This is a genomic window from Flavimaribacter sediminis (assembly GCF_019492055.1).
GTDB lineage: Bacteria > Pseudomonadota > Alphaproteobacteria > Rhizobiales > Rhizobiaceae > Flavimaribacter > Flavimaribacter sediminis.
In genome coordinates this window covers 1-21,731 of sequence record NZ_JAICBX010000002.1, presented here as the reverse complement: position 1 = coordinate 21,731, position 21,731 = coordinate 1, and the positions used below count along the sequence as shown (strand labels likewise).

Below are 21,731 nucleotides of genomic sequence, written 5' to 3'. Positions count from 1 at the left end.
GCAAATATGGAGACGCGAAAGGCGAACGGTATGGAAAAGCAATCGGGACAGATGGTCAAAAGCAACCCGCTGGGCGTCGGACGCAATACGCGCTGGACTGCGACGGCGGCGAATGTCGACATGACGCTTCCGGTGGTGGAGCCGGTCGTTGTCACGATTGACGCAAAACCGCAGACTGTGACCGTGGACCTGGCGCGCACCGCAATCATCATCATAGACATGCAGAACGACTTCTGCGCGAAAGACGGACTCGTTGAACAGGCTGGCGGCGATTACGAATCCGACCGGGCGCCGATCGAGCCACTCCGGGCCTTGTTGCCGAAATTGCGCGACAATGACGTGCCGGTGATCTGGGTCAATTGGGGCAACCGGCCTGACCTTCTGAACATGCCGCCCAACCAGATCCATCTCTACAAAAACAGCGGGGAAGGCATCGGTCTTGGTGATCCCCTGCCTTCGAACGGCGCGCCCGTCCTGCAGAAAGATTCCTGGGCGGCCGCCGTCGTCGATGAACTGAAGCCGCTCAACAGCGACATCATGGTCGACAAGTACAGAATCAGCGGCTTCTGGGATACGCCGCTCGACTCGATCCTTAAGAACCTCGGCGTGCGAAGCATTCTTTTCGCCGGCGTGAATACGGACCAGTGCGTGCTGCATTCGCTGACGGATGCGAATTTCCTCGGCTATGGCTGCATCATGGTCGAGGATTGCTGTGCGACCTCCTCGCCGGACTTCTGCACCGAAGCGACGGTCTGGAACGTGAAGAAGTGCTTCGGTTTCGTCTGCTCTTCCGGCGACGTGATCGCGGCGCTGCCCAAGTGACGATCAAGCCGACACATATGCATCGGACCGCCTGCAGCGCTTTTGTTCCCGGAGAGCGGCTCGATATCGCCGCGACGGGCGCTGGCGTGCTGTCCGGAAAGACCTTTGGCGTCAAGGACCTGATCGACGTGGAAGGCCGGCGCACCGGCGGCGGCAATCCGGTCTGGCGGGCCGCCGCGTCGGGCGCCGCAAAGCACGCCGACGCCGTGCGACTGTTGCTTGCGGCGGGCGCGCGATGCGTCGGCAAAACCGTGACCGACGAACTCGCCTTCAGTCTCGAGGGCGCCAACGCCCACTACGGAACGCCGGTGAATCCACGCAATCCGGACTGGTTGCCCGGCGGGTCGTCAAGCGGATCGGCCGTCGCAGTCGCAACGGGACAGTGCGATTTTTCCCTTGGCACGGATACGGGCGGGTCGGTCCGCGCGCCGGCCGCTTTTTGCGGCGTGTACGGATTCCGGCCAAGCCATGGGGCGGTGTCGATTGAAGGCGTGCTGCCCTTTGCGCCCAGCTACGACACGGTTGGATGGTTCGCGCGCGACGCACGTCTGCTGCGCGAAATCGGAGAGACACTGCTGCCGGCGGCGAATGCGCCAGCCGTGCATCGCGTGAGACTTGTGGAAGATGCGCTCGACCATGTCGAAAAGGCCGTCGCCGATGATATGGTCCACGCCGGCGGCGCGATAGCGACGGACGATCCCGTAAAGCTTTTCAACGAGTTTCCGCTTGCCGAACTGAGCGCGACCTATCAGACAGTGCAGGGCTACGAGATCAACCGCAGCCTGGGGGCGAGGATTGCGGAAATCCGCCCGGATTTCGGGGCGTCCATCAAGGCGCGATTTGAAAGCGTCCGGCGGATTGGCGAAGGCGAGTACGGGGAGGCGCTCAAGGTTCGCCAGGCTTTTGCGCGACATCTCGTTCGAGTGTGTCCTGCCGACACCGCCCTGATTTTACCCGTGTCGCCGGTCGCCTGGCTGACACATGAGGAGACGGAGGAGACATTGGGAGAATTCTATGGGCGGGCTCTGGGACTGAACGCGGTCGCCGGGCACTCCGGGGCGCCACTGGTCCAGCTTGGCGCGGCATCAGGCGGTCGAGGCATCGCCTGTTCACTCCTTGGCGCGCCGGGCGCAGATCGGGCGCTGCTTGATCTCACCGAGCGACTTTCCGGTCAATTCCGGTCAGACCATGCTTGACGAAAACAGGCAAGCCCGCCCGCGCAAGCGCACGCGCAACGCCGCCGACACCCGCGGCAAATTGCTGACGGCGGCGAGAATCGAATTCGCGCAGCACGGTTTCGCGGGCGCTCGAACAGAGCGGATCGTCAAGCGGGCCGGCTCCAATCCGCGCATGATCTATCACTATTTCGGCGGCAAGTCGGGTCTTTATCTGGCTGTGCTCGAGGACGTGCTGGGTGATCTTCGCAAGGAAGAGCTGAAGATTGACGTCGAGCACCTGGAGCCGATGGAAGGGTTGCTGCAGCTCTTCGACTTCATGAACCGGCATTTTGCCGCCAATCGGCATCTTGTCAGGCTTTTGTCGAATGAGAACATTCAGAAAGCACGATACCTCAAGAGCTCGAAGCGTGTCTCGGAAATGGCGTCGCCGGTTCTGGAGCTCATTCGGGACCTGTTGTTGAAAGGTGAAGAAAGCGGAACGGTTCAACCAGGGCTCGATCCGCTCTATGTTTACGTGATGATGGTTGCGCTGAACCAGTTTCACCTGTCAAACGTGTATACGCTGTCGGTAATTTTCGAACGCGATCTGGATACTCCCGAATGGCGCGCCGGCCAGCATGAGGCGGCCCGAAAAATGGTTCGCGCCTTTCTCGCCGCCTGACGGCAACAAGAAGGAACAAGCAGGTGAAGCAAAGAGATTTCCAGAAACCGGGCCGGTCCTTCTGTATATCGGACACCGCCATGGCGGCCACATCCCATCCGTTGGCGACGCTGGCGGCTGTCGATATTCTCAGATCCGGCGGCAATTGCGTCGACGCGGCCATAGCGGCCGTCGCCCTGCAATCCGTCATGGAGCCACAGATGACCGGCATTGGCGGTGACTGTTTCGCCCTGCTTGCCCTTGATGGCCGGGAGCCGGTTGCGATCAACGGATCTGGACCCGCCCCGGCGGCGCTGACCGCGCACGCCCTGAGAGACGCCGGTTTGACGCAAATACCGCCCGACAGCGCCCACGCGGTGACCGTGCCGGGGGCGATCGACACATGGTGCGCGCTGGTCTCGAAATATGGCCGGTTCGACATGGAGCGCATCCTGGCCCCCGCCATTGCCGCCGCGCGCGACGGCTTCTGCGTGACGCCGCGGGTCGCCTATGACTGGAACAAGTCCCGTGACCGGATTTCGCATCATGCGCCGTGCCGCACGGCTTTTCTTCCCGACGGGAAAGCGCCTCTGGAAGGGGAACGTTTTCGCCAGCCCGCGCTGGCTGAGACGTTGCAACGCATCGCGATGGAAGGACGGGACGCCTTCTATGCAGGCGACATCGCGGAAGAGATGGTCGGCGTGCTTCGACAGGCAGGCGGGCTGCATACGCTCGAGGATTTCGAAAGCTTCTCAAGCTTCGAGACCGAGCCGATCACAGCGCCCTACAAAGGTTACGAGTTGATGGAGTGCCCTCCGAACGGCCAGGGACTTGCCGCGCTTCTGATCGCTCGCATTCTCGATGGCTTCGCGTTTTCGGAAATGTCGGAAGCCGACCGGATCCATGTGCTCGCGGAGGCCTGCAAGATCGGCTACGCCATGCGCGACGCCGTCATTTGCGATCCCAGAAGCCATCCGGTCGATGTCGAGGCGATCTTGTGCGACAACACGATAGCCAGGCTGAGAAAGCAAATCGACATGGGACGGGCGACGCCCGCCAAGCCCTGGGAAGGGCCTACTCACAAGGATACGGTGTACCTCTCGGTCGTCGACGCCGACGGCAATGCCATTTCTCTTATCAACTCGATTTTCGATAGCTTTGGCAGTGGAATTTACGCGCCGGAGTCCGGTGTGCTATTCCAGAACCGAGGTTCGGGTTTCAGCCTGCAGGAGGGGCATCCCAACGAAGTCGAGGGGGGCAAGTTGCCGTTTCACACGATTATTCCCGCCATGCTCATGAAGCATGGCAAGCCAGTGCTGTCGTTCGGCGTCATGGGCGGGCAGTACCAGGCCGCGGGTCAGGCGCATTTTCTCAGCCAGTTGATCGACATCGGGCTTGATCCGCAGATGGCGAACGAGGCTCCGCGCAGTTTCTGCTTTGACGGAACGCTGAAGCTTGAAACGACGATTTCGGAGGACGTCAGGGCCGATCTCGATTCCCGCGGACACAAGACAGCCTGGGCGGACGAGCCGATAGGCGGCTGCCAGGCGATCTGGATCGACCGCGAGCGCGGCCTGCTCCTCGGGGCTTCCGATCATCGCAAGGATGGCATCGCGCTAGGCGTCTGAACACGGGCCGAACATGGACATTTCCAGCATCTTCACCGCCGAACATCTCGTTTTTCTAATCTCGATGATCGGAGCCGGCGTCGTTGGCGGACTGATCGCGGGGCTGCTGGGCGTCGGCGGCGGCATCGTCATCGTGCCGGTGCTCTATTCCGTGCTGGTCGCAATAAAGGCGCCGGAGGCGATCGCCATCAAGGTCGCGGTGGCGACTTCGCTTGCGACCATTGTCGTGACCTCGCTTTCGTCGGCGCGCAGTCATTCGAAACGAGACGCGGTCGACTATTCCCTGCTGCGGTCGTGGGCCGCGCCGATAATCATCGGCGTGGTGATCGGCACCACGATCGCCGGCTATGTCGGCGGCGAGGTGCTGACGTTGGTCTTCGCGGTGGTGGCGCTGGTCGTCGCGGTCAATATGCTGGCGCGCGCGAACAACGCGGCGCTGACGAGCGATTTTCCGAACGCCGGCGTCAAGTTCGGCTCCGGCGTCGGCGTCGGTCTGATTTCATCGATGATGGGCATCGGCGGTGGAACGCTTGGCGTGCCGATACTCACGGCATTCGGTTTCGACATCAGGCGCGCAGTCGGCACAGCCGCGGCAATCGGCTTTGTTATCGCGGTTCCCGCTACAATCGGCTATATTATCGCCGGCTGGGGAGCATCCGGCCTGCCGCCTTTTTCCATCGGTTACGTCAACCTCCTCGGCTTCATAGCGATTGTTCCGCTGACGACCCTGTTTGCTCCAATCGGAGCAAAGATCGCACATACAATCCCGCGCCGCGTGCTGAGCTACTGTTTCGCAGGATTTCTTGTCGTCACGTCGGCGCGCATGTTCTACAGCCTGCTGAGCTGATTACACCAGCGAAGACATCGCTATCGGTTCGCGGTTGACCGAAGTCCACAGGCTCCAGGTTTCCTGGACTTTTTGCGCTGTTTCCCTGATGTCGGGCACGAGGCTTTCCAGCGTGTTGCGATCCAGTCTCGCCGTTGGACCGGCAACGCTGATTGTGCCAAGCAGTTGGCCCGGCGCATTGTTTTGGTAGACGCCCATGGCAATGGCGCAGACGCCGACTTCCGCCTCCTCTATGATGATAGAATAGCCGAGTTTGCGAATGGACTTCAGATCGGCCAGCAGCGACTTGACCGAGGTGACAGCCTTCGGGCCGGCGTAGTTTCGCGATTGCTCGATGTTCCAGTTGGCGACGATGCGCAGCGCCTCCTCGTCATTCAGGCTTGAGAGCCACATTTTTCCGGAAGCTGTCGTATGCGGAATGATCCTGGTGTCTATTCCGCCGCGATATTGCAGACCGTGGCTGCTGACGACTGCGCGCAGGACCCAGATGATCTGGCCGTCGACGACGGAGGACAGGCGGACATGTTCACCTGTCAAGGCTGCAAGCCGGTCCAGATGCGGTTGAAGCAGCTCTCTAAAACCCGTTCCGCCGATATAGTTGGCGCCCATGGATGGCAGCAGCAGGGAGAGATAATAAATTTCCCGTGCGTCCTGATAAACGTAACCGCGGTTCTTTATAAAGCTCAATATCCGGTGTGCGGTCGCCATCGGTATATCGGTCCGCGCGCTGATTTCCGAAAGGCTCAGCCCGCCTGGGTTCTCGAAAAACAGCTCCAGAATATCGAAGCATCTGTTGATCTGTGACATCTAACCGGCCCCCGGCGCTGTGATTCCGTCTCGCGCCTCTTGATCGCGGACGCGGACTGCCGTTCCGCCCTGTTCGTTCGATTCGTAGCCGCAATCTATCACATTGATGATCCGCTCCATCCTGTCGAGCCCCGCAAGGGGTTTCCTGCCCGTGCGGAAGGCTTGCAACGTGTCCCGCACGAAGGCGGCGTAGAAAATGTCTGTGTTCAGCTCGATGTCGATTTGGCGCGTCGGCGATCCATCCCGCGGCGTTCTCGTCACACCCTCTGGCCGGGAGCGGTAGTAGGCGTCGTCTGACGCGAGCGCAAAGGTGAAATCCCGGAGTTCGGGGGTTCCGCCGGGGTACGTGTAGCCGGTTTCGATGGTTGCGATCTGACCGCCTTGCGTCTCCAGTGTCATCGACGAATAGATTTCCACATCGGCCTTGTCCGGCGCGTGAGTCATCCGGGCTGAGACCGAAATGACGTCCTGTCCGGTAAGGCGCAGCACGAGATCGACGAAATGAACCCCGAGATTGATGGCGCACCCGCCGCCAGCGAGGTCGCGCGCGAGCATCCACGGACAATTGGCGTCGAGGTATCGTTCTATCGGTCCGGCTATAAAGCGAAAGGCCATGTGCCGCCATGGCGAGGACGGATCGTCTTTCGTCAGGGCCGCCGGAAGGTCGCTGAAGCCGAAAATGAGAGGAATTGAAACGAAGGCGTTCTGCGCGTCGGCCAGTTGTCTGAGTTCCGACACCTCGACGCCATTCATGCCGCACGGCTTTTCCAGCGCAAGGGGAATCTTGCGATCGATCAGTGTCGTCGCGATTGCCTTCATGTCGCAATGGCGACCGAACGCAAAGGCGAAATCCGGTTGCTCATTGTCCAGCATCGATTCGTAGCGCTCGTAAAATCGCGCCCCGAAACGGTTTGCAATCGCCGGCCCCGGACCGCGTGCAGAATCCGATACGCCCACCACCTCAATCCCGTGGTCACCGAGTGCGTCGAGATAGAGTGGGACATGCCAATGGCTGGCTTCAAGTATGACGATCTTCATTTCAGATTCCGAATGTGGTTGTGCAACAAGCTCATTACGCGGCTCCGATGTGCTTGTTTATCATCATGTTTCTAACAAAATAAAATAGGAATTGAAAATGGAATTGAATTCCGTTATTGAAAAAAGCCTCTTGTACAGCCTTTGGGAGGTAATGATATGTTTCGAATTTTCAGACGTGAATTCACCATGCTGGCGGCGGCTGCTTTCGCCGGCGCCGTAGCGGCAGGCTCCACACTCGCGCCGAGTGAGGCCCAGGCCGACGATCCGGTCGTGCTCAAATACTCGGCGGTCTTTCCCGACGCGGGCGCGCAGGCAAACGGCGCCAAGCAACTCGGCGTGTTCCTCGAGGAGTACTCCGACGGGAAGATCGATTTCCAGTTTTACCCGAGCTCTCAGCTCGGCAACAAGATTCAGAGCCTCGAGGGTCTGCGCAACGGCTCCATCGAGATGACCGAAGCAGCCGCGTCGGACCTCGGCAATTTCAGCGATCTGTGGTCGATTTTCTCGGTTCCGTTCCTGTTCAACAGCGGCGCTGACGCGATCCGTGTGATCACCGATCCGCGCGTCGCCGAACTGCTCAACAAGGACGCCGAAGCCAACGGTTTCAAGATCATCGGATGGTGGAATCTCGGCGAACGCAGCATCATCAACTCGAAGCGTCCGGTGAACACGCCGGAGGATCTCGACGGCATCAAGATCCGCGTCATGCAGAGCCCGATGCTGGCCAAAGCCATTACCGCCATGGGCGCGACCGGCGTTCCGATGGCGTGGAGCGAGGTCTACACGGCGGTTCAGCAGAAGACCATCGACGGTCTCGAGAATTCACCGCCGGTGATCGCGTCGAACAAGATGTACGAGGTTGCAAAATTCTACTCGCTCACCCAGCAGTTCATCATTCCGGATCCGCAGATGATCAGTCTCAAGGTCTTCGACAGCCTTTCGCCTGAACTCCAGGACGCCATTCTCAAGGCGGGGGAAGCGTCTCAGGAAGACTTCAATGCGAAGTGGGAAGAGGCGATGGCCTCCGACATGCAGACGCTGAAGGACAACGGCGTCGAGGTGAACGAGGTCGACAAGGCGGCGTTCCGCGAAGCTGTGCAGCCGTTGATTGACGAATATCTCAGCAATGCCAGTCCAGAAACGCGGGAGCTTTACGAGACCATCATCAAGGTTCGCGACGAGGGATAATCGCCACCATGCGGTGTGACGACTGTTGACGCACCGCGCGCCTTTCGAGTTACAGTCCTCCCAGGCAACGTGACTCGGCGTCCGGCTTCGTCGGTTTCCTGTTTCACCGGCGGAGTCGGATCATTTCAAACTCAATCTTCGTCAGGCTCCGACACAGTCAATGGCAAGCAGATCCGCAAATGGCCGCATGACGACGGCAAGACTGGCCGACGGCGTCATCCACATGTTCGAGAGCGCCGTCTGCATCGCATCGCTGGCGGCAATCGTGGTTCTGGTGCTTGTTCAAGTGTTCTATCGCTACATCCTTTCCAGCGGCATTCTGTGGCTGAACGAAGTCGTCATAAACCTCATGATATTGCTTGTCCTTGTCGGTGCGGCGCTCGCCACGCGCCATGCAGTCCATACCGATCTGCGGATGCTGCTCGACAACACGCCGCCGCGCATCGCCGCAATCTTGCGGGTGATCGGCGTGGTTGCGACTATCGGCTTCCTGGTGGCCATGATCTGGTCGTCGACGACTTACGCCTGGGAATCGCGACGGTTGACGGCGACGATGACGGGCATGCCGCTCTGGCTCGTTTACGGGATCATGCCCTTTGGCGGCGTCCTGATACTCTATGAATTCCTGGCCAAGCTCTTCGGCGGGTCGTTCGGGCGAAGCATTGAACCGTCATGATCGCCGGCCTGCTTCTCATTCTCCTGCTGTTCGTCCTGATCATGATCGGGGTTCCGGTCTATATTTCGCTCGGCGTGGCGGGAACGGTCGGGCTGGCCGTGATCAGCATGGGCCAAACCTTCGGCAACCCCTTCATAGCCATTCCGCAGTCCATCTATTCCGGGATAGGTTTCTTTCCACTCCTGGCGATACCGCTGTTCATCTTCGCCGGAGAGATCATGAACCGCTCCGGCATCACCGATCGACTCGTCCGCTTTTCCGTGATGCTGATCGGACGCATGCCAGCCAGCCTCGCCAACGCCAACATCGTCGCCAGCATGTTCTTCGGAGGCATCACCGGATCGGCGCAGGCCGATACCTCTGCGATCGGCGGCGTGCTGATTCCGGCCATGGAAAAGGAAGGCTACAGCAAGGAAATCAGCGTTGCCGTGACCGCGAGTTCATCGACGGTCGGGCCAATCATCCCTCCCAGCATCATGATGGTGATCTACGGAGTGTCGGTCGGCACATCCATCGGCGCGCTGTTTATCGCCGGTCTCATTCCTGGAATACTGATCGGGCTTGCGCTGATTGCAACGGTTCTCATTCTCGACCGGAAGCACAAGTTTCCGCGCCGGACCGGATCGCTTCCCTTGAATGAAAAAGTGGCGATCACCCGAGACGCATTTTGGCCACTCGGCATGCCGCTGATCATCGTCGGCGGCATTCTGGGCGGCGTGGTGACGCCAACGGAAGCCGGCGCGCTCGCCGTGCTGTATGCATTGATCTTCGGCTATCTGATCGAGAGATCGCTCAAGGTCGCCGACATGCCGGTGATGTTGAAACATACGGCCATGCTGACGGCCGCGGTGATGATGATCATCAGCTGCGCCAAGATTCTCAGCTACGTGCTGACGATATTCCAGTTGCCCATGATGCTCGGCTCCTTTTTTCAGACCGTTTCGGAAAACCCGATCATCTTCCTGCTGCTGGTGAATATTCTGCTGCTGGTGATCGGAACCTTCATGGACGGTGGCGCGAGCGTCATCATCATGGCGCCGATCCTGACCCCGATTGCGCTGTCCTATGGGATAGATCCCATCCATTTCGGCGTGATCATGGTCCTGAACCTGATTATCGGTTGCGGCACACCGCCCCTGGGTCTTTGCCTGTTCATCGCCTGCGGCATAGCCAAGCTGCCGGTGGAGAAAGGCGCAAAGGCGATCCTGCCCTTTATCGCTGCTGAAATTTTCATCCTGTTCCTTGTCACCTACATTCCCTGGCTGGCGATGGCGCTGCCCAGATATTTCGGTTTCGCGTCATGACCGACAGGCTCGTTATCAATCACGCGACCGTGCGTGAAAAGATGGACATGACGGCGTTCGTGAAGGCCTGCAGCAGACGCGGGTTGTCCATGGTTTCGATATGGGAGAACGAAATTGATCGCATCGGCAAGGCTGCGGCCAAAGAGGTTCTGACGCAGACCGGCTCGCGAGTCTTCGGCTACAACCGGGCGGGACCGCTGCTGGCCTCATCTGCAACGGAGCGCAGACAACGACTCGACGCAGCCAAACGTTCGATCGATTTGGCCCTGGAATTCGACGCCGACCATGTGTTGCTGTTCCCGGGCGGCGCGCCGGAAGGCGAGAAGGGGCTGGACGGGGCGCGAGGAATGACCGAGGAGGCGGTGGGCCATTTGCTGGATCACCTCGGCGACGGCGCCGCGCGGCTGGCGCTCGAACCTTTGCATCCGATGCTCGCTGGTGATCGATCGTCTATCGTTTCCATGTCTCACGCCAACGATATCTGCGACCGACTTGGACGAAACCTCGGCATAGTCGTCGACGTCTATCATGTCTGGTGGGACGAGCGACTGGACGAGGAAATCGCCCGGGCTGGAAAACATGGCCGGATTGCCGGATTCCACGTCAATGACTGGCTGGTGCCGACAAAGCATACGCTGACCGATCGCGGCATGATGGGAGATGGCGTTATCGACCTGGCCCATCTCTGGAATGCGGTGAAGCGCGCCGGATATGACGGGCCGATCGAGGTGGAAATCTTCTCCGATGACTGGTGGGCGAGGGACGCAGACGCCGTCATCGATCTCTGCATCGAGCGATGCGCGTCTATCTTCGGCCTCGTGATGGAACGCGCTTGACGTTGGCGATCGATATCGGCGGGGCGACGCGCATCTACCCCGTGATCGGCGATCCGATTGCGCAGGTCCAGACGCCGCGACTCATCAATCCGCTCTTTGCCGAGCACGGGCTCGATATCGTCTCCGTGCCGGTTCACACGCCCGCCGTCCGTCTTCGCGACGTGTGGGAGGCGTTGAGGGTGACGCCCAACGTCGCAGGCATCGCCGTCACGGTTCCGCACAAGGTGAGCGCAGCGGGTTTGTGCAGCAGTCTGACGGACGCAGCGCGGGCCGTTGGCGCGGTCAATACCGTCCGACGCGCTGAAGACGGCGCGATGCATGGCGCTCTCTTCGATGGCGTCGGTTTTGTCGAGGGGCTGGGAGACGAGCGCAAACGCCTGGAAGGCAGCACGGTGCTGCTGATCGGCGCAGGCGGGGCGGGCAGGGCGATCGCCCATGCGCTCGCAGCCGAGAAGATCGCCCGACTGCACATCGTCGACGAGAGAAGCGATGCGGCGGCGATGGCGGCGTCGATGGTCAATCAGGGCAAGGGGTGCGCCATCGCCACGACGGCATGGCCGGATTTTGCTTCCTGTGGTGTCGTGATTAATGCGACGCCCCTTGGTCTCAAGCCGGGGGATGCGATGCCGTTGTCGGAAAGCTGCATCAGAACCGACATGCTGATCGCTGATATTGCGGCTCTCGACCGCGAAACACCGTTGCTGGCCGCGGCCCGCAGGCTTGGTTGCGCGACAAGCGACGGCGACGCCATGCTGAAGGCGCAGCTCGGTCTGGTCGCCGGTTTCATAGCCGGACTGCCGGCCGGCGCTCTTCTCTCTCAGGACCCGACGGCGATCAGATGATCGGCGATCAACTGCGCCTGGCCGCGGATCATGTGTATGCCTGAATGCACTTTCGCCCCACGGTCCCGCGCAAGCGCCAGCAGCCGTGTCTCTTCCGGTTTTGCGATGACTTCCGCGACCGTCATCGTGTCGTCGATCAGCGCCGGATCGAAAGGCAATGCGTCGTCCGGGTTCAGTCCCAGCGATGTTGCATTGACGAGCAATTGTCCTGGCTTCGGCTCCGCCCGCTCCGCGACTGCAATCTCCGACCCCGTGACGCGATTGACCTGATCGGCTATGTCTCTGGCCTTCTCCATCGTCCTGTTGGCGATCGCAAGACGCGTCACGCCGGCCTCGACCAATGCAAAGGCGATCGCCATGGCTGCGCCGCCCGCGCCGACCATGAGCGCCTCACGGCCTGCGGGATCATGCCCCTCAGTCCGCAGCCCGTTGACGAAGCCAAGCCCGTCGAACTGGTAGCCGCGGAAGCCGCCATCGGCCTCTCGTCGCACGACATTGACGGCCCCGACGCGTTCGGCGAGAGGATCGAGGCTGTCACAGAGCGCAAGGGCGGATTGTTTGTGCGGCAGGGTGACGCCGAAGCCCGCAAGATTTTTAACGCCCTTCAGCCCGGCCCAGACGGTCGCAAGATGCGCCGCCGGAATATTCAGCGGAATGCAGACCATGGCCGCGCCCCTGGCTTCGAATATCGGATTGATGTTGTCCGGCGTGCGGGCCTGCTTGATCGGGTCGCCGATGACTCCCATCAGGCGAAAGTTGCCGTTTATCGCCGTCACCATGACAGATCACCGCGAGGCAGCCACACGATGCTTCCGTCTTCCACGCCGACGATCAGGCCGGTTGATCCGTCGCCTTCCCAGTCGACCGCCTCCGGCGACGCCACGTGCATCGCCATCTGGATGACCTCGCCCCTGTAGCGCATGGCTTTCGGAGCTGCAAAGACCGGAGCCGCATTGGAGCCGACATTCTCGAAGTAGAAGACGCCGGCCTGGCCGGTGGTGTTTCGCGGCGCTCCCGAGGGGCCCGGCGGCAGGCTGGCGCGGGCATGGACGCCGACAATCAGATCGTAACGGCCGGAGGCCGTCCAGTCGCAGATGCAAAGTTTGGCGCGCCCGCGGCCGCCGCCGACATCGACCGTAAAGCGGATTTCGTCCCCTGTTTCGAAGACGAGGCGGCGCTTGTCTTCGAGCGCCGTGTCGGAAGCGCGCCGAAAGTCCGATAACACGCCTTCCTCGTCAAGGCAGACATAGTGCAGTTGCCCGTCGCCGAGCCAGTCGACGACCGCCGGGCGCACGCGCCAGACAGTCTTCAGAGGCTTGCCTTCGAAGGTCAGCAGCCGGCAGGTTTCGAATGAGGGCGCGCCCGCCGCGCCCGTGTTTTTGTAGAAACGGTGAAATCCGGTGACGTCGCTGACCAGAAGATCGGGTTTGCCGTCGCCATCCCAGTCGGCGACTGTCGGGCAGGTGTAGCCGAAGCGTTTTTCCGACGGGCCCTGGATCGATCCGGAAAGACCGGCGGCGATGCGGATCGGTTCCCCGCCCGCCTTTACCATTACTTCCTTTTTCAGGGTTGGTGGGCTTCCCCCGGCGTTCTCATAAAAGAGGATCTCTCCGGCGCTGTTGCCGACGACCAGGTCTGGCCGGCCGTTGCCGGTGAAATCGAAAGCCGCCGGCGACGGCAGGACTCCGGCGTGAACGACCGGAGCGGCGGTTTCCACCCGACCGCGGTTTTCGAAGCGCGGAACGCCGTCTTCCCCGTTGCCGATGTTGCGCAGGAAGGTGATGTAGCCATCTTCTGCGCCGACGAGCAGGTCAAGTTTGCCGTCGCCGTCCCAGTCCACGGCGCAGGGCAGGTGAATGCAATGGTCGAGTTCCAAGGGGTCGCCGGCGGCGTCGGAGATCAGTCTTGCCGGATCGAAGGACAAAGGTCCGGTCCGCGCGCCGTAGTGCAGGATGTTCCAGAATTCGCCGCAGACCAGATCATCGCGACCTGCGCCGGAAAAGTCGCCGAAGGCGGGCGCAAGCTGACCATAGACTTCGTAGGCCGCATCGCCGCCCATCACGGGAACGCCCTTTTCGAGCACCGGCTTGTCAAGCGTCCCGGAATTGCGGAACACGTAGAGATAGCCGCGCAGCGGCCCGCCGAGCCAGCGGCCGGCGGCGTCATAGGCGCGGTAGCCGTGGTCGTTCCATTCGAGCCCGTTCGGCCAGTAATCGTCCCAGCAATCCGTGCCGACTATGAGTTCCAGTTGTCCATCGCCGTCAATGTCGTGAAACCGGGCGAGGTGGAAATACTCGTTGCCCTTGACCCAGTCGGCGTCGAGATCCAGCGCCACCGGATCGCCGAATTTCGGATCGCCGGGCTCTCCGATGTTGGGAAAGACGTAGATCTGCTTGCGCATGCGCGACGCGGACACAAGGTGAAACCGTTCCCCATCGCGCACGGCGGTCACATAGCCCCGCACGCCTTCCACGAGACGTCGTTCGCCAAGGATCGGCGCGCCGTCTTCGGCAGTTCCCGTTTGCGGGTGCAGGAAAACGCGACCGTCATAGCAGGCGTCCCAGCTCGACAGCAGAAGGTCGCGATTGCCGCTGTTGCTCCAGTCGACTTTTTCGACGCATGTAATGATTTGTCCCGCAATGGTTGCAGGCCCAGTCTCCGGCTGGTATTGAATTGCCCGGTCTCCGTAGAAGGGACCGGACCAGACAGTCGCGTCGTCTTCCCATCTGGTAACTTTCATAAGTCGGTTTTTCCTGTGCAATTTGAAAAATGGAATGCTATTCCATATTTATAACTAGCAGACTCGACACCAGAAAAAAGTAAAAACGGATTAGTCCATGGCAATTTCCATCGAGGGCATCGTCCCCGTCATGCTTACGCCCTTCACAGGGCAAGACACGATCGACGACGAAGGTCTAGCGGCGCTCGTCGAGTGGTATCTGGACAATGGGGCCGACGCGCTGTTCGCGGTTTGCCAGTCCAGCGAAATGCAGAAACTCTCGCTCGATGAACGGGTCGCGCTGGCGCGCTCCGTTGTCGAGAAAGCAGCCGGCCGGGCGCCGGTGATCGCTTCCGGTCACATATCCGACAGGATCGAGGACCAGATCGCCGAACTGCAGGCGATGGCCGATACCGGCGTCGACGGGCTGGTTCTGGTGACAAACCGCCTGGACCCCGACGATGCGGGAACAGAGGCCTTCAAGAGCAACCTGGACCGGCTGATTGGCGAACTGCCCGCCGACATGCCGCTCGGCCTCTACGAATGCCCGGCGCCCTACCGCCGTCTGCTCTCCGACGAGGAGCTGGCCTATTGCCGCGACACCGGTCGTTTCGTCGTCCTCAAGGACGTTTCGTGCGATATCGACACGGTGCGCCGGCGCGTCGAACTGACCGAGGGGTCGCCGCTCGCCATCATCAACGCGAACGCGGCGATTGCCTTCGAGGCGATGCAGGCCGGCTCCAGGGGCTTCAGCGGCGTCTTCACCAACTTCCATCCCGACCTCTACGCCTACGTCTACGCCAATCGTGACCGGGGCGACGATCCGCTGATCTCCGATCTCGTGACGTTCCTGGCGCTGGCGGCGATGGCCGAAGGCATGGGCTACCCGCGCATCGCAAAGGAATATCATCGGGAACTCGGAACGTTCGAGAACACCGCCTCGCGGGTCGTGGACTACGACGTGTTCGATCGGCACTGGGCTTCCCGGGATCTGCTGAACCATATCAAGAAATGCACGACGCGGTTTCGCACGGCGATCGCCCGGCAGGCCGAGGCATAGGGACGATCCGTTCATTTTTTGCCCTCGCCACTGGACGAATGCGTTTTTACTTCCAGAATAGAAGGAAGCGAGGGCTATTCGGGAGACGGCGGCCCGCATCGTTTCGGCGTGACGCAGATGTCCGATATTGAAACAAAGACGAAGACAAAACCGAAGATCGCGCGCCCACGGCGTTACATGGTCATTCTGTTGAATGACGATTATACGCCGCGGGAATTCGTGATCCGGGTGCTGAAAACAGTCTTCAAGCTCTCCGAAGACCAGTCTTTGCGCGTTATGATCACAGCGCACACCAAGGGCAAATGCGTTGTCACCGTGCTGCCCAAAGACGCCGCCGAGACCAAGGCGAAAGAGGCCACGGATTTCGGCGCGCAGGAAGGATATCCGCTGCTCTTCGTCGCTGAACCGGAAGAATGATCCTGAAGCCGGATGCACTAATATCTTATAAATTATTGATATTGTTGTGTAAATTATAATTTCGGAAAAATCTGGCTTTGTTTCGGGAATCCGCGTTTCTCGCCGATCGGGATATTTGGCTTCGTTTCGGGAATTGCGCTTTTCAGTCCTTTTCATGACACTGCGGCGAGTCTGGGTTTGTTTCGGGAATCGGAATTTTTGGGTCAATTGAATTCTGGCCGCCGAGATCGCTTCACGGCGAGAGAACGAATACGCGCCTGAATGGCGTCATGCATTTTAGCATATTTTGCCGCGTAATTCATTACAAAAGTTCCTCTTTTGTTCTGAACTTGGAATTGGGCGCCCGTTCCTGGTGAAACGACCGCCTGGGGCTTTGCGACGCCGTTCCGACGTCAGTCGAGGCACGGTCTGCTTCTTCAGTGCAGGCATGTTCCGACGCTCGGGAAGTATTCAAAAGCGCATGCCGGCCGTTTCGAGAAAAGAGATGAAATCTAGTCGATTATTCTTCTCCATTAGCCTTCCGGTAACAATCGGCATTTAGCAAATACAGTGTCAAGGCTTCTGCAACTGTGGCGATAACAGTATAGTATCGTAACGACGAAGTATCCGATCATAAAACGTATCCGTCACCAGTCCTGACAAAAATAGGGCGAAGGAATGGCTGCAGACCGTTCCGCCTTCGAATTGGCGTCAAACCGCGCTCCGGCGCAAAGCGAGAAAACGACATGCGAACCGACAACAAGAAAACCCTGACCTGGGCTGCGCTGGCCCTGTTTTCCAGCGCAACGGTCCTGCCTTCCGATGCCGAGGCCTGCACCCGCACCCTCTACACCGGAAGCGAGAACGAGGTGATGACCGGCCGGTCGATGGACTGGATGCAGGACATGCAGACCGACTTGTGGGCATTTCCCGCCGGCATGGAGCGCAATGGCGCCGCCGGACCGGAATCGCCGAAATGGGTCTCCAAATATGGCAGCGTCATCGCCTCCGCCTACAATATCGCCAGCGCCGACGGCATGAACGAGAAGGGTCTCGTCGCCAACATGCTCTATCTCGCAGAGGCGCAATACGGCAATCTCGACGACAAGCCGCCGATGTCGATCGGCCTTTGGGCGCAGTATGTGCTCGACAACTTTGCGACCGTCGCCGAAGCCGTCGAGTCGCTGCGGGCGCAGCCGTTCCGCATCGTCGCGCCGAAACTGCCGAACGGCTCTGCCGCCACGCTGCATCTTTCGATCTCCGATCCAAGCGGCGATTCCGCGATTTTCGAATATCTCGACGGCGAACTCGTGGTTCACCACGGCAAGCAGTATACGGTAATGACCAACTCGCCGAGCTACGACCAGCAACTGGCGCTCAACGCCTACTGGGAAAAGATCGGCGGGCTGAAATTCCTGCCCGGCACCAACTCCGCGCCCGACCGTTTCGCCCGCGCCTCCTTCCTGCTCGGCGCGATCCCGACCAAGACCGATCCCAATTTCATCGCCGCGGTTCCGGATCAGGCCTACGCCAACCAGGCCGTCGCCTCGGTCTTGTCGGTCATGCGCTCCGTCAGCGTGCCTCTCGGCATCACCACACCGGGAGAGCCGAACATCGCCTCCACGCTCTGGCGCACGGTCGCCGACCAGAAGAACCGGATCTATTTCTTCGATTCATCGACGACCCCGAACACCTTCTGGGTTGCGATGGACGATCTGGACCTGTCGAAGGGGGCTCCGGCGAAGAAACTTCCGATCGCCGGCGGCAAGTACTACTCGGGCAATGCCGCGGAACATTTCGAGGAAGCCAAGCCGTTCGAGTGGCTGCAGGCCGATCCTTCGAAGTAGTGCGAGCTTTCCGGTAGCCCGCAAAAGATCGATGTTTACCAGGGGGGGCGCTGCGGCCCCCTCGTTCGTGTTCTTGACCGAACGGCTTCGACTGTCCGGCGGCAGCACAGGGAGGTGTTTGCAATGATCATGCGCGTTTTTCAGGTCGTGACACGGCCAGGCAAGGAGGTGGAATTCGGCAAGTTTTTTCACGAGACCGCAATTCCACTGATGAAAAACACTGACGGGATCGTTTCCGTGCTTCCGGGCGCGCCGCGACCGGACAGTCCGCGGGAATTTTGCTTCGTCATGGTCTGGAAGGATCTCGAAGCCTTGAAGGTCTTCGTCGGAGACGATTATCAAAGCCCCCATATCGACCCGGCGGAAGCAGAGCTGGTCGAAAGCAGGTCGATCCGGCACTACGAGTTCATTGAGGCCTGAAGGCGTCAATCCGGCGCCGTCTGTCTCCATGTTGCGACCGGCAATTCCAGATAGACGCTGTCGCACCATTCGTCGCCCACTAGGATGGTTCGGGCGGCGCGGCCGGTTTCGCGAAATCCGAGCCGTGAGAGCAATTTGAGGGAGGCGTCGTTTCGCGGATCGACATCGGCCTCCAGCCGGTCGATCGGCAGGTTTTCGAAGATGTGGGGTATCGCAGCGCTCAGCGCCTCGTGGGCCAGGCCCTTGCCCCAGTGGTCGGGATGCAGGATGAAGCCTATTTCTCCGAGGCGCCAGCAGCCCGCCTTGCCGATTGCCCGGCCTTCATGCTCGATGACGAAATCGTCGCTTTCGTCCGGTGAGGCCGCGATCATTGCTTCGAGCAGCCGCTGCGTCTGTTCTATCTCCTGATAGGGCAGGCTGTCCCAGAATCGCATTGCCGCCGGATTGGAGAAGACCTGATGCAGGTCGTCCAGATCGCTCATCCGCGCGCGCCGAAGAAGGAGCTGCTTTGTGATGATCATGCCGCTCTCCTTCCTGCTGGTGGCGCCCTCGGCTCAATTCACTTGCAGATCGGCAATTCCATTGGCGGCTGTTTTGGAAGCGACTGCCGCCATTCATTGATGATCGGCTGGAGGGTTCTTTTGGGCCAGAACTTCGGCGCCTTGATTTCCTTCAGGCATGATGCGTTCCAGTATAGCCCGGCGCGCGACAGGGATTTCCGTTTCTTGACTGCGTTCGCCACGGCGTCGATGTCGCCGGATTCCGGGTAGATGTAGAGCGTCGTCGGATTGCCCTCCACCAGAGAAAGAATTTTGCTGGAAGCGGACTGCGACCATGTCGTGCAGCCATTGCTGCGCCCACCGGTGTAGTTCACCAGTTTGCCGTAAGGCACATAGCCTTCATTGTCGGCATAGGGGCTTTTCGGATTTTTGTAACGGCACTGCCATTTCAGGAAAACGGCCGGATGCCCGCCGATCGCCCGCTCTCTGGCGTTCGCCGTGTCGCCTTCGCCGTCGAACAGAAGGAATGTGCGGTGGAACGGTTGTCGCTTGCCGGACTGGCTGTAGTAGCCCTTGAAGGAGGTTCTCGTTTCGGCAGTGACATACGAGCCGCCCATGGTCAGCTTCGACCCCTCCGCATTGCTGAAATTCTTCGCGCACTGCCGGCCATTCGAGAAATTCGCGCGTTTCAGTTTTCGCCCGTTGCCATAACCCGACGAAACTGCGCGGAATGTTTTCTGTCGCTCGCAAATGACGTAAAACCGCTGACCCGGCGCGCCGTTGCGCGATGTACTCGGGCGCGTCGCGTCCTTTGCAAGGTAACAGGGATTCCTGACTTGGCCCTGGCGCAGCTTTTGCTGGTAGAGGGCGCGCGCCCTCTCAAGAACCACGGGAGCAATCTGACCTTCGCCCGTGCCGACATGTTTTTGCAGCCAGGCCGGAATGTTCGACGAGGCCGCCATCGACGGTGGCGAACCCGACAGAGCCGCAAAAATCATGATCGTAAGGGCGAGACGGAGCGAGTTCAACAGCATCGGGAAAATCTCCTTCCGGTCCATCCTCGGCGCAATTCTAGCACAAATCGTTACCGAAAAGGTTGCAACATGAAGGCAGTTCGAAAATCAGAGACCCGCAAAGGTATTTGAGCTTCTGGACGACGGGCGTCGGATGGATCGCGGGTCAGGTTCGCGATGAGGCGAAGGCGTCTCTCTAGCGAGTATCTCCGGTTCCTTCGAGACTTTTGTAATGATCGAGATGACGCAGCCACTTCCGCTCAATGGCGGCTTCGATGTCTATATCGTGCGCGCGCAAATAGAGGACAAACTGCCCGAACAGATCCGCCGCCTCATTTCCAACGCCCCGCGCGCGCCGCCTGATCCGTCAGGACCTGGCCGGGCTCGGCCGTCCATGAGCAGATGCTCGGCGGTGAGCTCGCCAAGTTCTTCCGTCAGCTTGAGCAGATACCAGTCGGAACTGCGCGCGATATTGTGCCTTTTTGCGTACAGCTCTCCCACCTCGCCGATCCGGTCGCTCAATTCCCTGAACGTCGCACTCATTCCCTGTCGCTCCCTTTTGACCGATTCGCGCTTTTTACGTGTCCATTCTACGACAGCGTGTGACAGAATTGTTGGCGTGCAACCGGCTCAAACGGATTGAACGGCGCGACATTTGCATTTTTCGCGTCGCGGACGCGACGCCGGCTGGATCGCGGATCAAGTCCGCGATGAGGGTGTTGGGGAAAGTTACTTGCAAACGAACAAATGCAGCTGTGTGCTGTGCTGGTCGAGGCGCAACTTGCATGGCCTGCGCTTGAGGCACATTGGCCGACTGGTGTAGATTTCGATCATAGTTTGTACATTCAAATAAAATCAATAAATCTGACTCGATGGTTTTGATGCAGAAAAAATACGGAATAACGGCGCTTTGGGTTATCAATATCGCACTGCTGTTCAGGCCGTGGCTGCATCCATTCGTGTCTTATGTGCTGATGTTTTCCTCAATTGGGCTGATTGGATACCTGTCTCTCCTCGTTATTCGTGTCGACAAATTCGACGTAAAAAGGGCGCTGAGATGGGACCCCACTTGGTCGCGTGACCTGTCTTCAATGGCGCTGCCGCTCTTTGTAACCCTTTTCAATATCTCCGTCGTGAATCAATACGGATTCATTTTTTGGTGAGCTACTTTCATGGATTTGCGGGAAACATCGAATCCAGTTTCATGTTCTTGGTTGATCAAACACTGTTCGTATTGTTCCTTCTGTCCTACGGAATAGCGATACACAAAGCATTTTCATGGTCTCCTGATAAAAATCCGGAGCCACCATCTGCACATTGAATGACGTGACGAGACAGGTGCGCAGATTTTCCCTGCGTCGCGGACGCGACGCCGGCTGGATCGCGGATCAAGTCCGCGATGAGCGACTATCTGTGCTGTCAAGTTGCATTTGCAAACTCTGTTCTCGCATCGCGCGCTTTGGCGTTGAGGATGACGAGAAGTTTGCGTGCAAGCGCAATGCGGATGACCATTTTCGGTTTTCCGGCCTCCTGCAACCTTTGCTGGAAGGCAGCCATGTGCGGATCATACCTGGCAACGGTGCGTGCAATCAGGAAAAGGATCGAACGCGGCCCGGCTCGACCGCCGCGCACCGGTCTTCGCCCCTGGCGCTTGCCACTGTCGTTGGCAATCGGCGCAAGACCCGCCAGCTTGGCGATAACCTTGTTGGAGACGAGTCCGAGTTCCGGCATTTCGGCCATCAGCACAGCCACCGTCCGTGACGCAATCCCCTTGAAGGCGCGCAACGTCGCGTCAAGACAGGCCCACAGCGGATCGTCATCGATCATCGAGGCGATCTCGCCCTCCAGATGACGCCGCTGGCGCACAAGAAGGACAATGACTTCGTCAATGCTCGCAGCCGCTTCGGCGCTGGCCGCAGTGCGCTTGCGTTGCCTCTGTACCGTCAGGTCGCCCGTGACCTGAGAAAGCC

23 protein-coding genes are annotated in these 21,731 nt (G+C 59.7%); 15 read left to right on the top strand and 8 right to left on the bottom strand.

What is annotated here, in order from left to right:
• The first annotated feature begins 30 nt into the window (after nucleotides 1-30).
• The 5 genes from K1W69_RS08315 to K1W69_RS08295 all read left to right on the top strand — a co-directional run bounded on the left by K1W69_RS08315 (nucleotide 31) and on the right by K1W69_RS08295 (nucleotide 5,115).
• The gene (locus K1W69_RS08315) at nucleotides 31-822 is read left to right on the top strand and encodes a cysteine hydrolase family protein (RefSeq protein ID WP_258570944.1); all 792 of its coding nucleotides are present in this window, start codon (nucleotides 31-33) and stop codon (nucleotides 820-822) included.
• On the top strand, nucleotides 819-2,018 hold the full coding sequence (locus tag K1W69_RS08310) for an amidase family protein (protein ID WP_370688220.1): 1,200 nt from the start codon (nucleotides 819-821) through the stop codon (nucleotides 2,016-2,018). The genes K1W69_RS08315 and K1W69_RS08310 overlap by 4 nt, the downstream gene beginning before the upstream one ends.
• A complete protein-coding gene (locus K1W69_RS08305; RefSeq protein WP_220227920.1) occupies nucleotides 2,011-2,661 on the top strand; it encodes a TetR/AcrR family transcriptional regulator in 651 nt (216 codons plus the stop codon). The genes K1W69_RS08310 and K1W69_RS08305 overlap by 8 nt, the downstream gene beginning before the upstream one ends.
• 80 nt (nucleotides 2,662-2,741) lie before the next feature.
• Nucleotides 2,742-4,268 carry a gamma-glutamyltransferase gene (gene ggt / locus K1W69_RS08300; RefSeq protein WP_220227919.1) on the top strand — a complete coding sequence of 509 codons (1,527 nt, stop codon included), beginning with the start codon at nucleotides 2,742-2,744 and terminating at the stop codon, nucleotides 4,266-4,268.
• A gap of 13 nt (nucleotides 4,269-4,281) precedes the next feature.
• Entirely contained in the window at nucleotides 4,282-5,115 is an 834-nt protein-coding gene (locus K1W69_RS08295) for a sulfite exporter TauE/SafE family protein (protein WP_220227918.1), read from the top strand.
• Here the strand turns inward: K1W69_RS08295 and K1W69_RS08290 are convergent, their stop codons facing one another.
• Together K1W69_RS08290 and K1W69_RS08285 are read right to left on the bottom strand one after the other, a co-directional pair.
• On the bottom strand, nucleotides 5,116-5,922 hold the full coding sequence (locus K1W69_RS08290; protein ID WP_220227917.1) for an IclR family transcriptional regulator: 807 nt from the start codon (nucleotides 5,920-5,922) through the stop codon (nucleotides 5,116-5,118). It abuts the gene before it with no gap.
• Nucleotides 5,923-6,960 carry a Gfo/Idh/MocA family protein gene (locus tag K1W69_RS08285; RefSeq protein ID WP_220227916.1) on the bottom strand — a complete coding sequence of 346 codons (1,038 nt, stop codon included), beginning with the start codon at nucleotides 6,958-6,960 and terminating at the stop codon, nucleotides 5,923-5,925. It lies immediately after the preceding gene.
• A 156-nt stretch (nucleotides 6,961-7,116) separates the two neighbouring features.
• On the opposite strand from K1W69_RS08285, the gene K1W69_RS08280 reads away from it, so the two are divergent.
• The 5 genes from K1W69_RS08280 (at nucleotide 7,117) to K1W69_RS08260 (ending at nucleotide 11,806) form a co-directional block, all read left to right on the top strand.
• Nucleotides 7,117-8,148 carry a TRAP transporter substrate-binding protein gene (locus K1W69_RS08280; protein WP_220227915.1) on the top strand — a complete coding sequence of 344 codons (1,032 nt, stop codon included), beginning with the start codon at nucleotides 7,117-7,119 and terminating at the stop codon, nucleotides 8,146-8,148.
• A 160-nt stretch (nucleotides 8,149-8,308) separates the two neighbouring features.
• Entirely contained in the window at nucleotides 8,309-8,824 is a 516-nt protein-coding gene (locus K1W69_RS08275) for a TRAP transporter small permease (protein WP_220227914.1), read from the top strand.
• Nucleotides 8,821-10,128: a TRAP transporter large permease gene (locus K1W69_RS08270; protein ID WP_220227913.1), complete on the top strand. Its 1,308-nt coding sequence runs from the start codon at nucleotides 8,821-8,823 to the stop codon at nucleotides 10,126-10,128. The genes K1W69_RS08275 and K1W69_RS08270 overlap by 4 nt, the downstream gene beginning before the upstream one ends.
• Entirely contained in the window at nucleotides 10,125-10,964 is an 840-nt protein-coding gene (locus K1W69_RS08265) for a sugar phosphate isomerase/epimerase family protein (RefSeq protein ID WP_220227912.1), read from the top strand. The genes K1W69_RS08270 and K1W69_RS08265 overlap by 4 nt, the downstream gene beginning before the upstream one ends.
• On the top strand, nucleotides 10,961-11,806 hold the full coding sequence (locus tag K1W69_RS08260; protein ID WP_220227911.1) for a shikimate dehydrogenase family protein: 846 nt from the start codon (nucleotides 10,961-10,963) through the stop codon (nucleotides 11,804-11,806). Before K1W69_RS08265 ends, K1W69_RS08260 begins: the two co-directional genes overlap by 4 nt.
• On the opposite strand, the gene K1W69_RS08255 is transcribed toward K1W69_RS08260, so the two are convergent.
• Entirely contained in the window at nucleotides 11,782-12,585 is an 804-nt protein-coding gene (locus tag K1W69_RS08255; protein WP_220227910.1) for a shikimate dehydrogenase family protein, read from the bottom strand. The two genes, K1W69_RS08260 and K1W69_RS08255, sit on opposite strands and share 25 nt — an antisense overlap.
• Nucleotides 12,579-14,546 carry an FG-GAP repeat domain-containing protein gene (locus K1W69_RS08250; protein ID WP_220227909.1) on the bottom strand — a complete coding sequence of 656 codons (1,968 nt, stop codon included), beginning with the start codon at nucleotides 14,544-14,546 and terminating at the stop codon, nucleotides 12,579-12,581. Before K1W69_RS08250 ends, K1W69_RS08255 begins: the two co-directional genes overlap by 7 nt.
• 97 nt (nucleotides 14,547-14,643) lie before the next feature.
• Between K1W69_RS08250 and K1W69_RS08245 the strand changes: the two genes are divergently transcribed.
• The 4 genes from K1W69_RS08245 to K1W69_RS08230 all read left to right on the top strand — a co-directional run bounded on the left by K1W69_RS08245 (nucleotide 14,644) and on the right by K1W69_RS08230 (nucleotide 18,248).
• Nucleotides 14,644-15,585: a dihydrodipicolinate synthase family protein gene (locus K1W69_RS08245; RefSeq protein ID WP_220227908.1), complete on the top strand. Its 942-nt coding sequence runs from the start codon at nucleotides 14,644-14,646 to the stop codon at nucleotides 15,583-15,585.
• Nucleotides 15,586-15,702: 117 nt separating this feature from the next.
• A complete protein-coding gene (locus K1W69_RS08240) occupies nucleotides 15,703-16,002 on the top strand; it encodes an ATP-dependent Clp protease adaptor ClpS (protein ID WP_220227907.1) in 300 nt (99 codons plus the stop codon).
• 725 nt (nucleotides 16,003-16,727) lie between these two features.
• Nucleotides 16,728-17,828 carry a linear amide C-N hydrolase gene (locus K1W69_RS08235; protein ID WP_220227906.1) on the top strand — a complete coding sequence of 367 codons (1,101 nt, stop codon included), beginning with the start codon at nucleotides 16,728-16,730 and terminating at the stop codon, nucleotides 17,826-17,828.
• 123 nt (nucleotides 17,829-17,951) lie between these two features.
• Nucleotides 17,952-18,248: an NIPSNAP family protein gene (locus K1W69_RS08230; protein ID WP_220227905.1), complete on the top strand. Its 297-nt coding sequence runs from the start codon at nucleotides 17,952-17,954 to the stop codon at nucleotides 18,246-18,248.
• A gap of 5 nt (nucleotides 18,249-18,253) precedes the next feature.
• On the opposite strand, the gene K1W69_RS08225 is transcribed toward K1W69_RS08230, so the two are convergent.
• The 3 genes from K1W69_RS08225 to K1W69_RS08215 all read right to left on the bottom strand — a co-directional run bounded on the left by K1W69_RS08225 (nucleotide 18,254) and on the right by K1W69_RS08215 (nucleotide 20,304).
• A complete protein-coding gene (locus K1W69_RS08225) occupies nucleotides 18,254-18,769 on the bottom strand; it encodes a GNAT family N-acetyltransferase (protein ID WP_220227904.1) in 516 nt (171 codons plus the stop codon).
• 38 nt (nucleotides 18,770-18,807) lie between these two features.
• On the bottom strand, nucleotides 18,808-19,782 hold the full coding sequence (locus K1W69_RS08220) for a murein L,D-transpeptidase catalytic domain family protein (RefSeq protein WP_220227903.1): 975 nt from the start codon (nucleotides 19,780-19,782) through the stop codon (nucleotides 18,808-18,810).
• Nucleotides 19,783-20,040: 258 nt separating this feature from the next.
• Nucleotides 20,041-20,304, bottom strand: coding sequence for a nucleoside triphosphate pyrophosphohydrolase family protein (locus tag K1W69_RS08215; RefSeq protein ID WP_220227902.1), 264 nt, complete (start codon nucleotides 20,302-20,304; stop codon nucleotides 20,041-20,043).
• A 338-nt stretch (nucleotides 20,305-20,642) separates the two neighbouring features.
• Between K1W69_RS08215 and K1W69_RS08210 the strand changes: the two genes are divergently transcribed.
• Nucleotides 20,643-20,924, top strand: a complete 282-nt coding sequence (locus tag K1W69_RS08210; RefSeq protein ID WP_220227901.1) for a hypothetical protein — start codon at nucleotides 20,643-20,645, stop codon at nucleotides 20,922-20,924.
• A 256-nt stretch (nucleotides 20,925-21,180) separates the two neighbouring features.
• Here the strand turns inward: K1W69_RS08210 and K1W69_RS08205 are convergent.
• The coding region (locus K1W69_RS08205) for a transposase (protein ID WP_220227900.1) at nucleotides 21,181-21,731 on the bottom strand (551 nt) is incomplete at its 5' end.

Excerpts from the sequence above, each read along its gene's own strand:
- K1W69_RS08245 (WP_220227908.1), top strand. The coding sequence starts at position 14,644 with ATGGCAATTTCCATCGAGGGCATCGTCCCCGTCATGCTTACGCCCTTC.
- K1W69_RS08255 (WP_220227910.1), bottom strand. The coding sequence starts at position 12,585 with ATGGTGACGGCGATAAACGGCAACTTTCGCCTGATGGGAGTCATCGGC.
- K1W69_RS08225 (WP_220227904.1), bottom strand. The coding sequence starts at position 18,769 with ATGATCATCACAAAGCAGCTCCTTCTTCGGCGCGCGCGGATGAGCGAT.
- K1W69_RS08295 (WP_220227918.1), top strand. The coding sequence starts at position 4,282 with ATGGACATTTCCAGCATCTTCACCGCCGAACATCTCGTTTTTCTAATC.
- ggt (WP_220227919.1), top strand. The coding sequence starts at position 2,742 with ATGGCGGCCACATCCCATCCGTTGGCGACGCTGGCGGCTGTCGATATT.
- K1W69_RS08250 (WP_220227909.1), bottom strand. The coding sequence starts at position 14,546 with ATGAAAGTTACCAGATGGGAAGACGACGCGACTGTCTGGTCCGGTCCC.
- K1W69_RS08265 (WP_220227912.1), top strand. The coding sequence starts at position 10,125 with ATGACCGACAGGCTCGTTATCAATCACGCGACCGTGCGTGAAAAGATG.
- K1W69_RS08315 (WP_258570944.1), top strand. The coding sequence starts at position 31 with ATGGAAAAGCAATCGGGACAGATGGTCAAAAGCAACCCGCTGGGCGTC.
- K1W69_RS08305 (WP_220227920.1), top strand. The coding sequence starts at position 2,011 with ATGCTTGACGAAAACAGGCAAGCCCGCCCGCGCAAGCGCACGCGCAAC.
- K1W69_RS08210 (WP_220227901.1), top strand. The coding sequence starts at position 20,643 with ATGCAGAAAAAATACGGAATAACGGCGCTTTGGGTTATCAATATCGCA.
- K1W69_RS08270 (WP_220227913.1), top strand. The coding sequence starts at position 8,821 with ATGATCGCCGGCCTGCTTCTCATTCTCCTGCTGTTCGTCCTGATCATG.
- K1W69_RS08230 (WP_220227905.1), top strand. The coding sequence starts at position 17,952 with ATGATCATGCGCGTTTTTCAGGTCGTGACACGGCCAGGCAAGGAGGTG.
- K1W69_RS08235 (WP_220227906.1), top strand. The coding sequence starts at position 16,728 with ATGCGAACCGACAACAAGAAAACCCTGACCTGGGCTGCGCTGGCCCTG.
- K1W69_RS08240 (WP_220227907.1), top strand. The coding sequence starts at position 15,703 with ATGTCCGATATTGAAACAAAGACGAAGACAAAACCGAAGATCGCGCGC.
- K1W69_RS08220 (WP_220227903.1), bottom strand. The coding sequence starts at position 19,782 with ATGCTGTTGAACTCGCTCCGTCTCGCCCTTACGATCATGATTTTTGCG.
- K1W69_RS08275 (WP_220227914.1), top strand. The coding sequence starts at position 8,309 with ATGGCAAGCAGATCCGCAAATGGCCGCATGACGACGGCAAGACTGGCC.
- K1W69_RS08290 (WP_220227917.1), bottom strand. The coding sequence starts at position 5,922 with ATGTCACAGATCAACAGATGCTTCGATATTCTGGAGCTGTTTTTCGAG.
- K1W69_RS08280 (WP_220227915.1), top strand. The coding sequence starts at position 7,117 with ATGTTTCGAATTTTCAGACGTGAATTCACCATGCTGGCGGCGGCTGCT.
- K1W69_RS08215 (WP_220227902.1), bottom strand. The coding sequence starts at position 20,304 with ATGAGTGCGACGTTCAGGGAATTGAGCGACCGGATCGGCGAGGTGGGA.
- K1W69_RS08285 (WP_220227916.1), bottom strand. The coding sequence starts at position 6,960 with ATGAAGATCGTCATACTTGAAGCCAGCCATTGGCATGTCCCACTCTAT.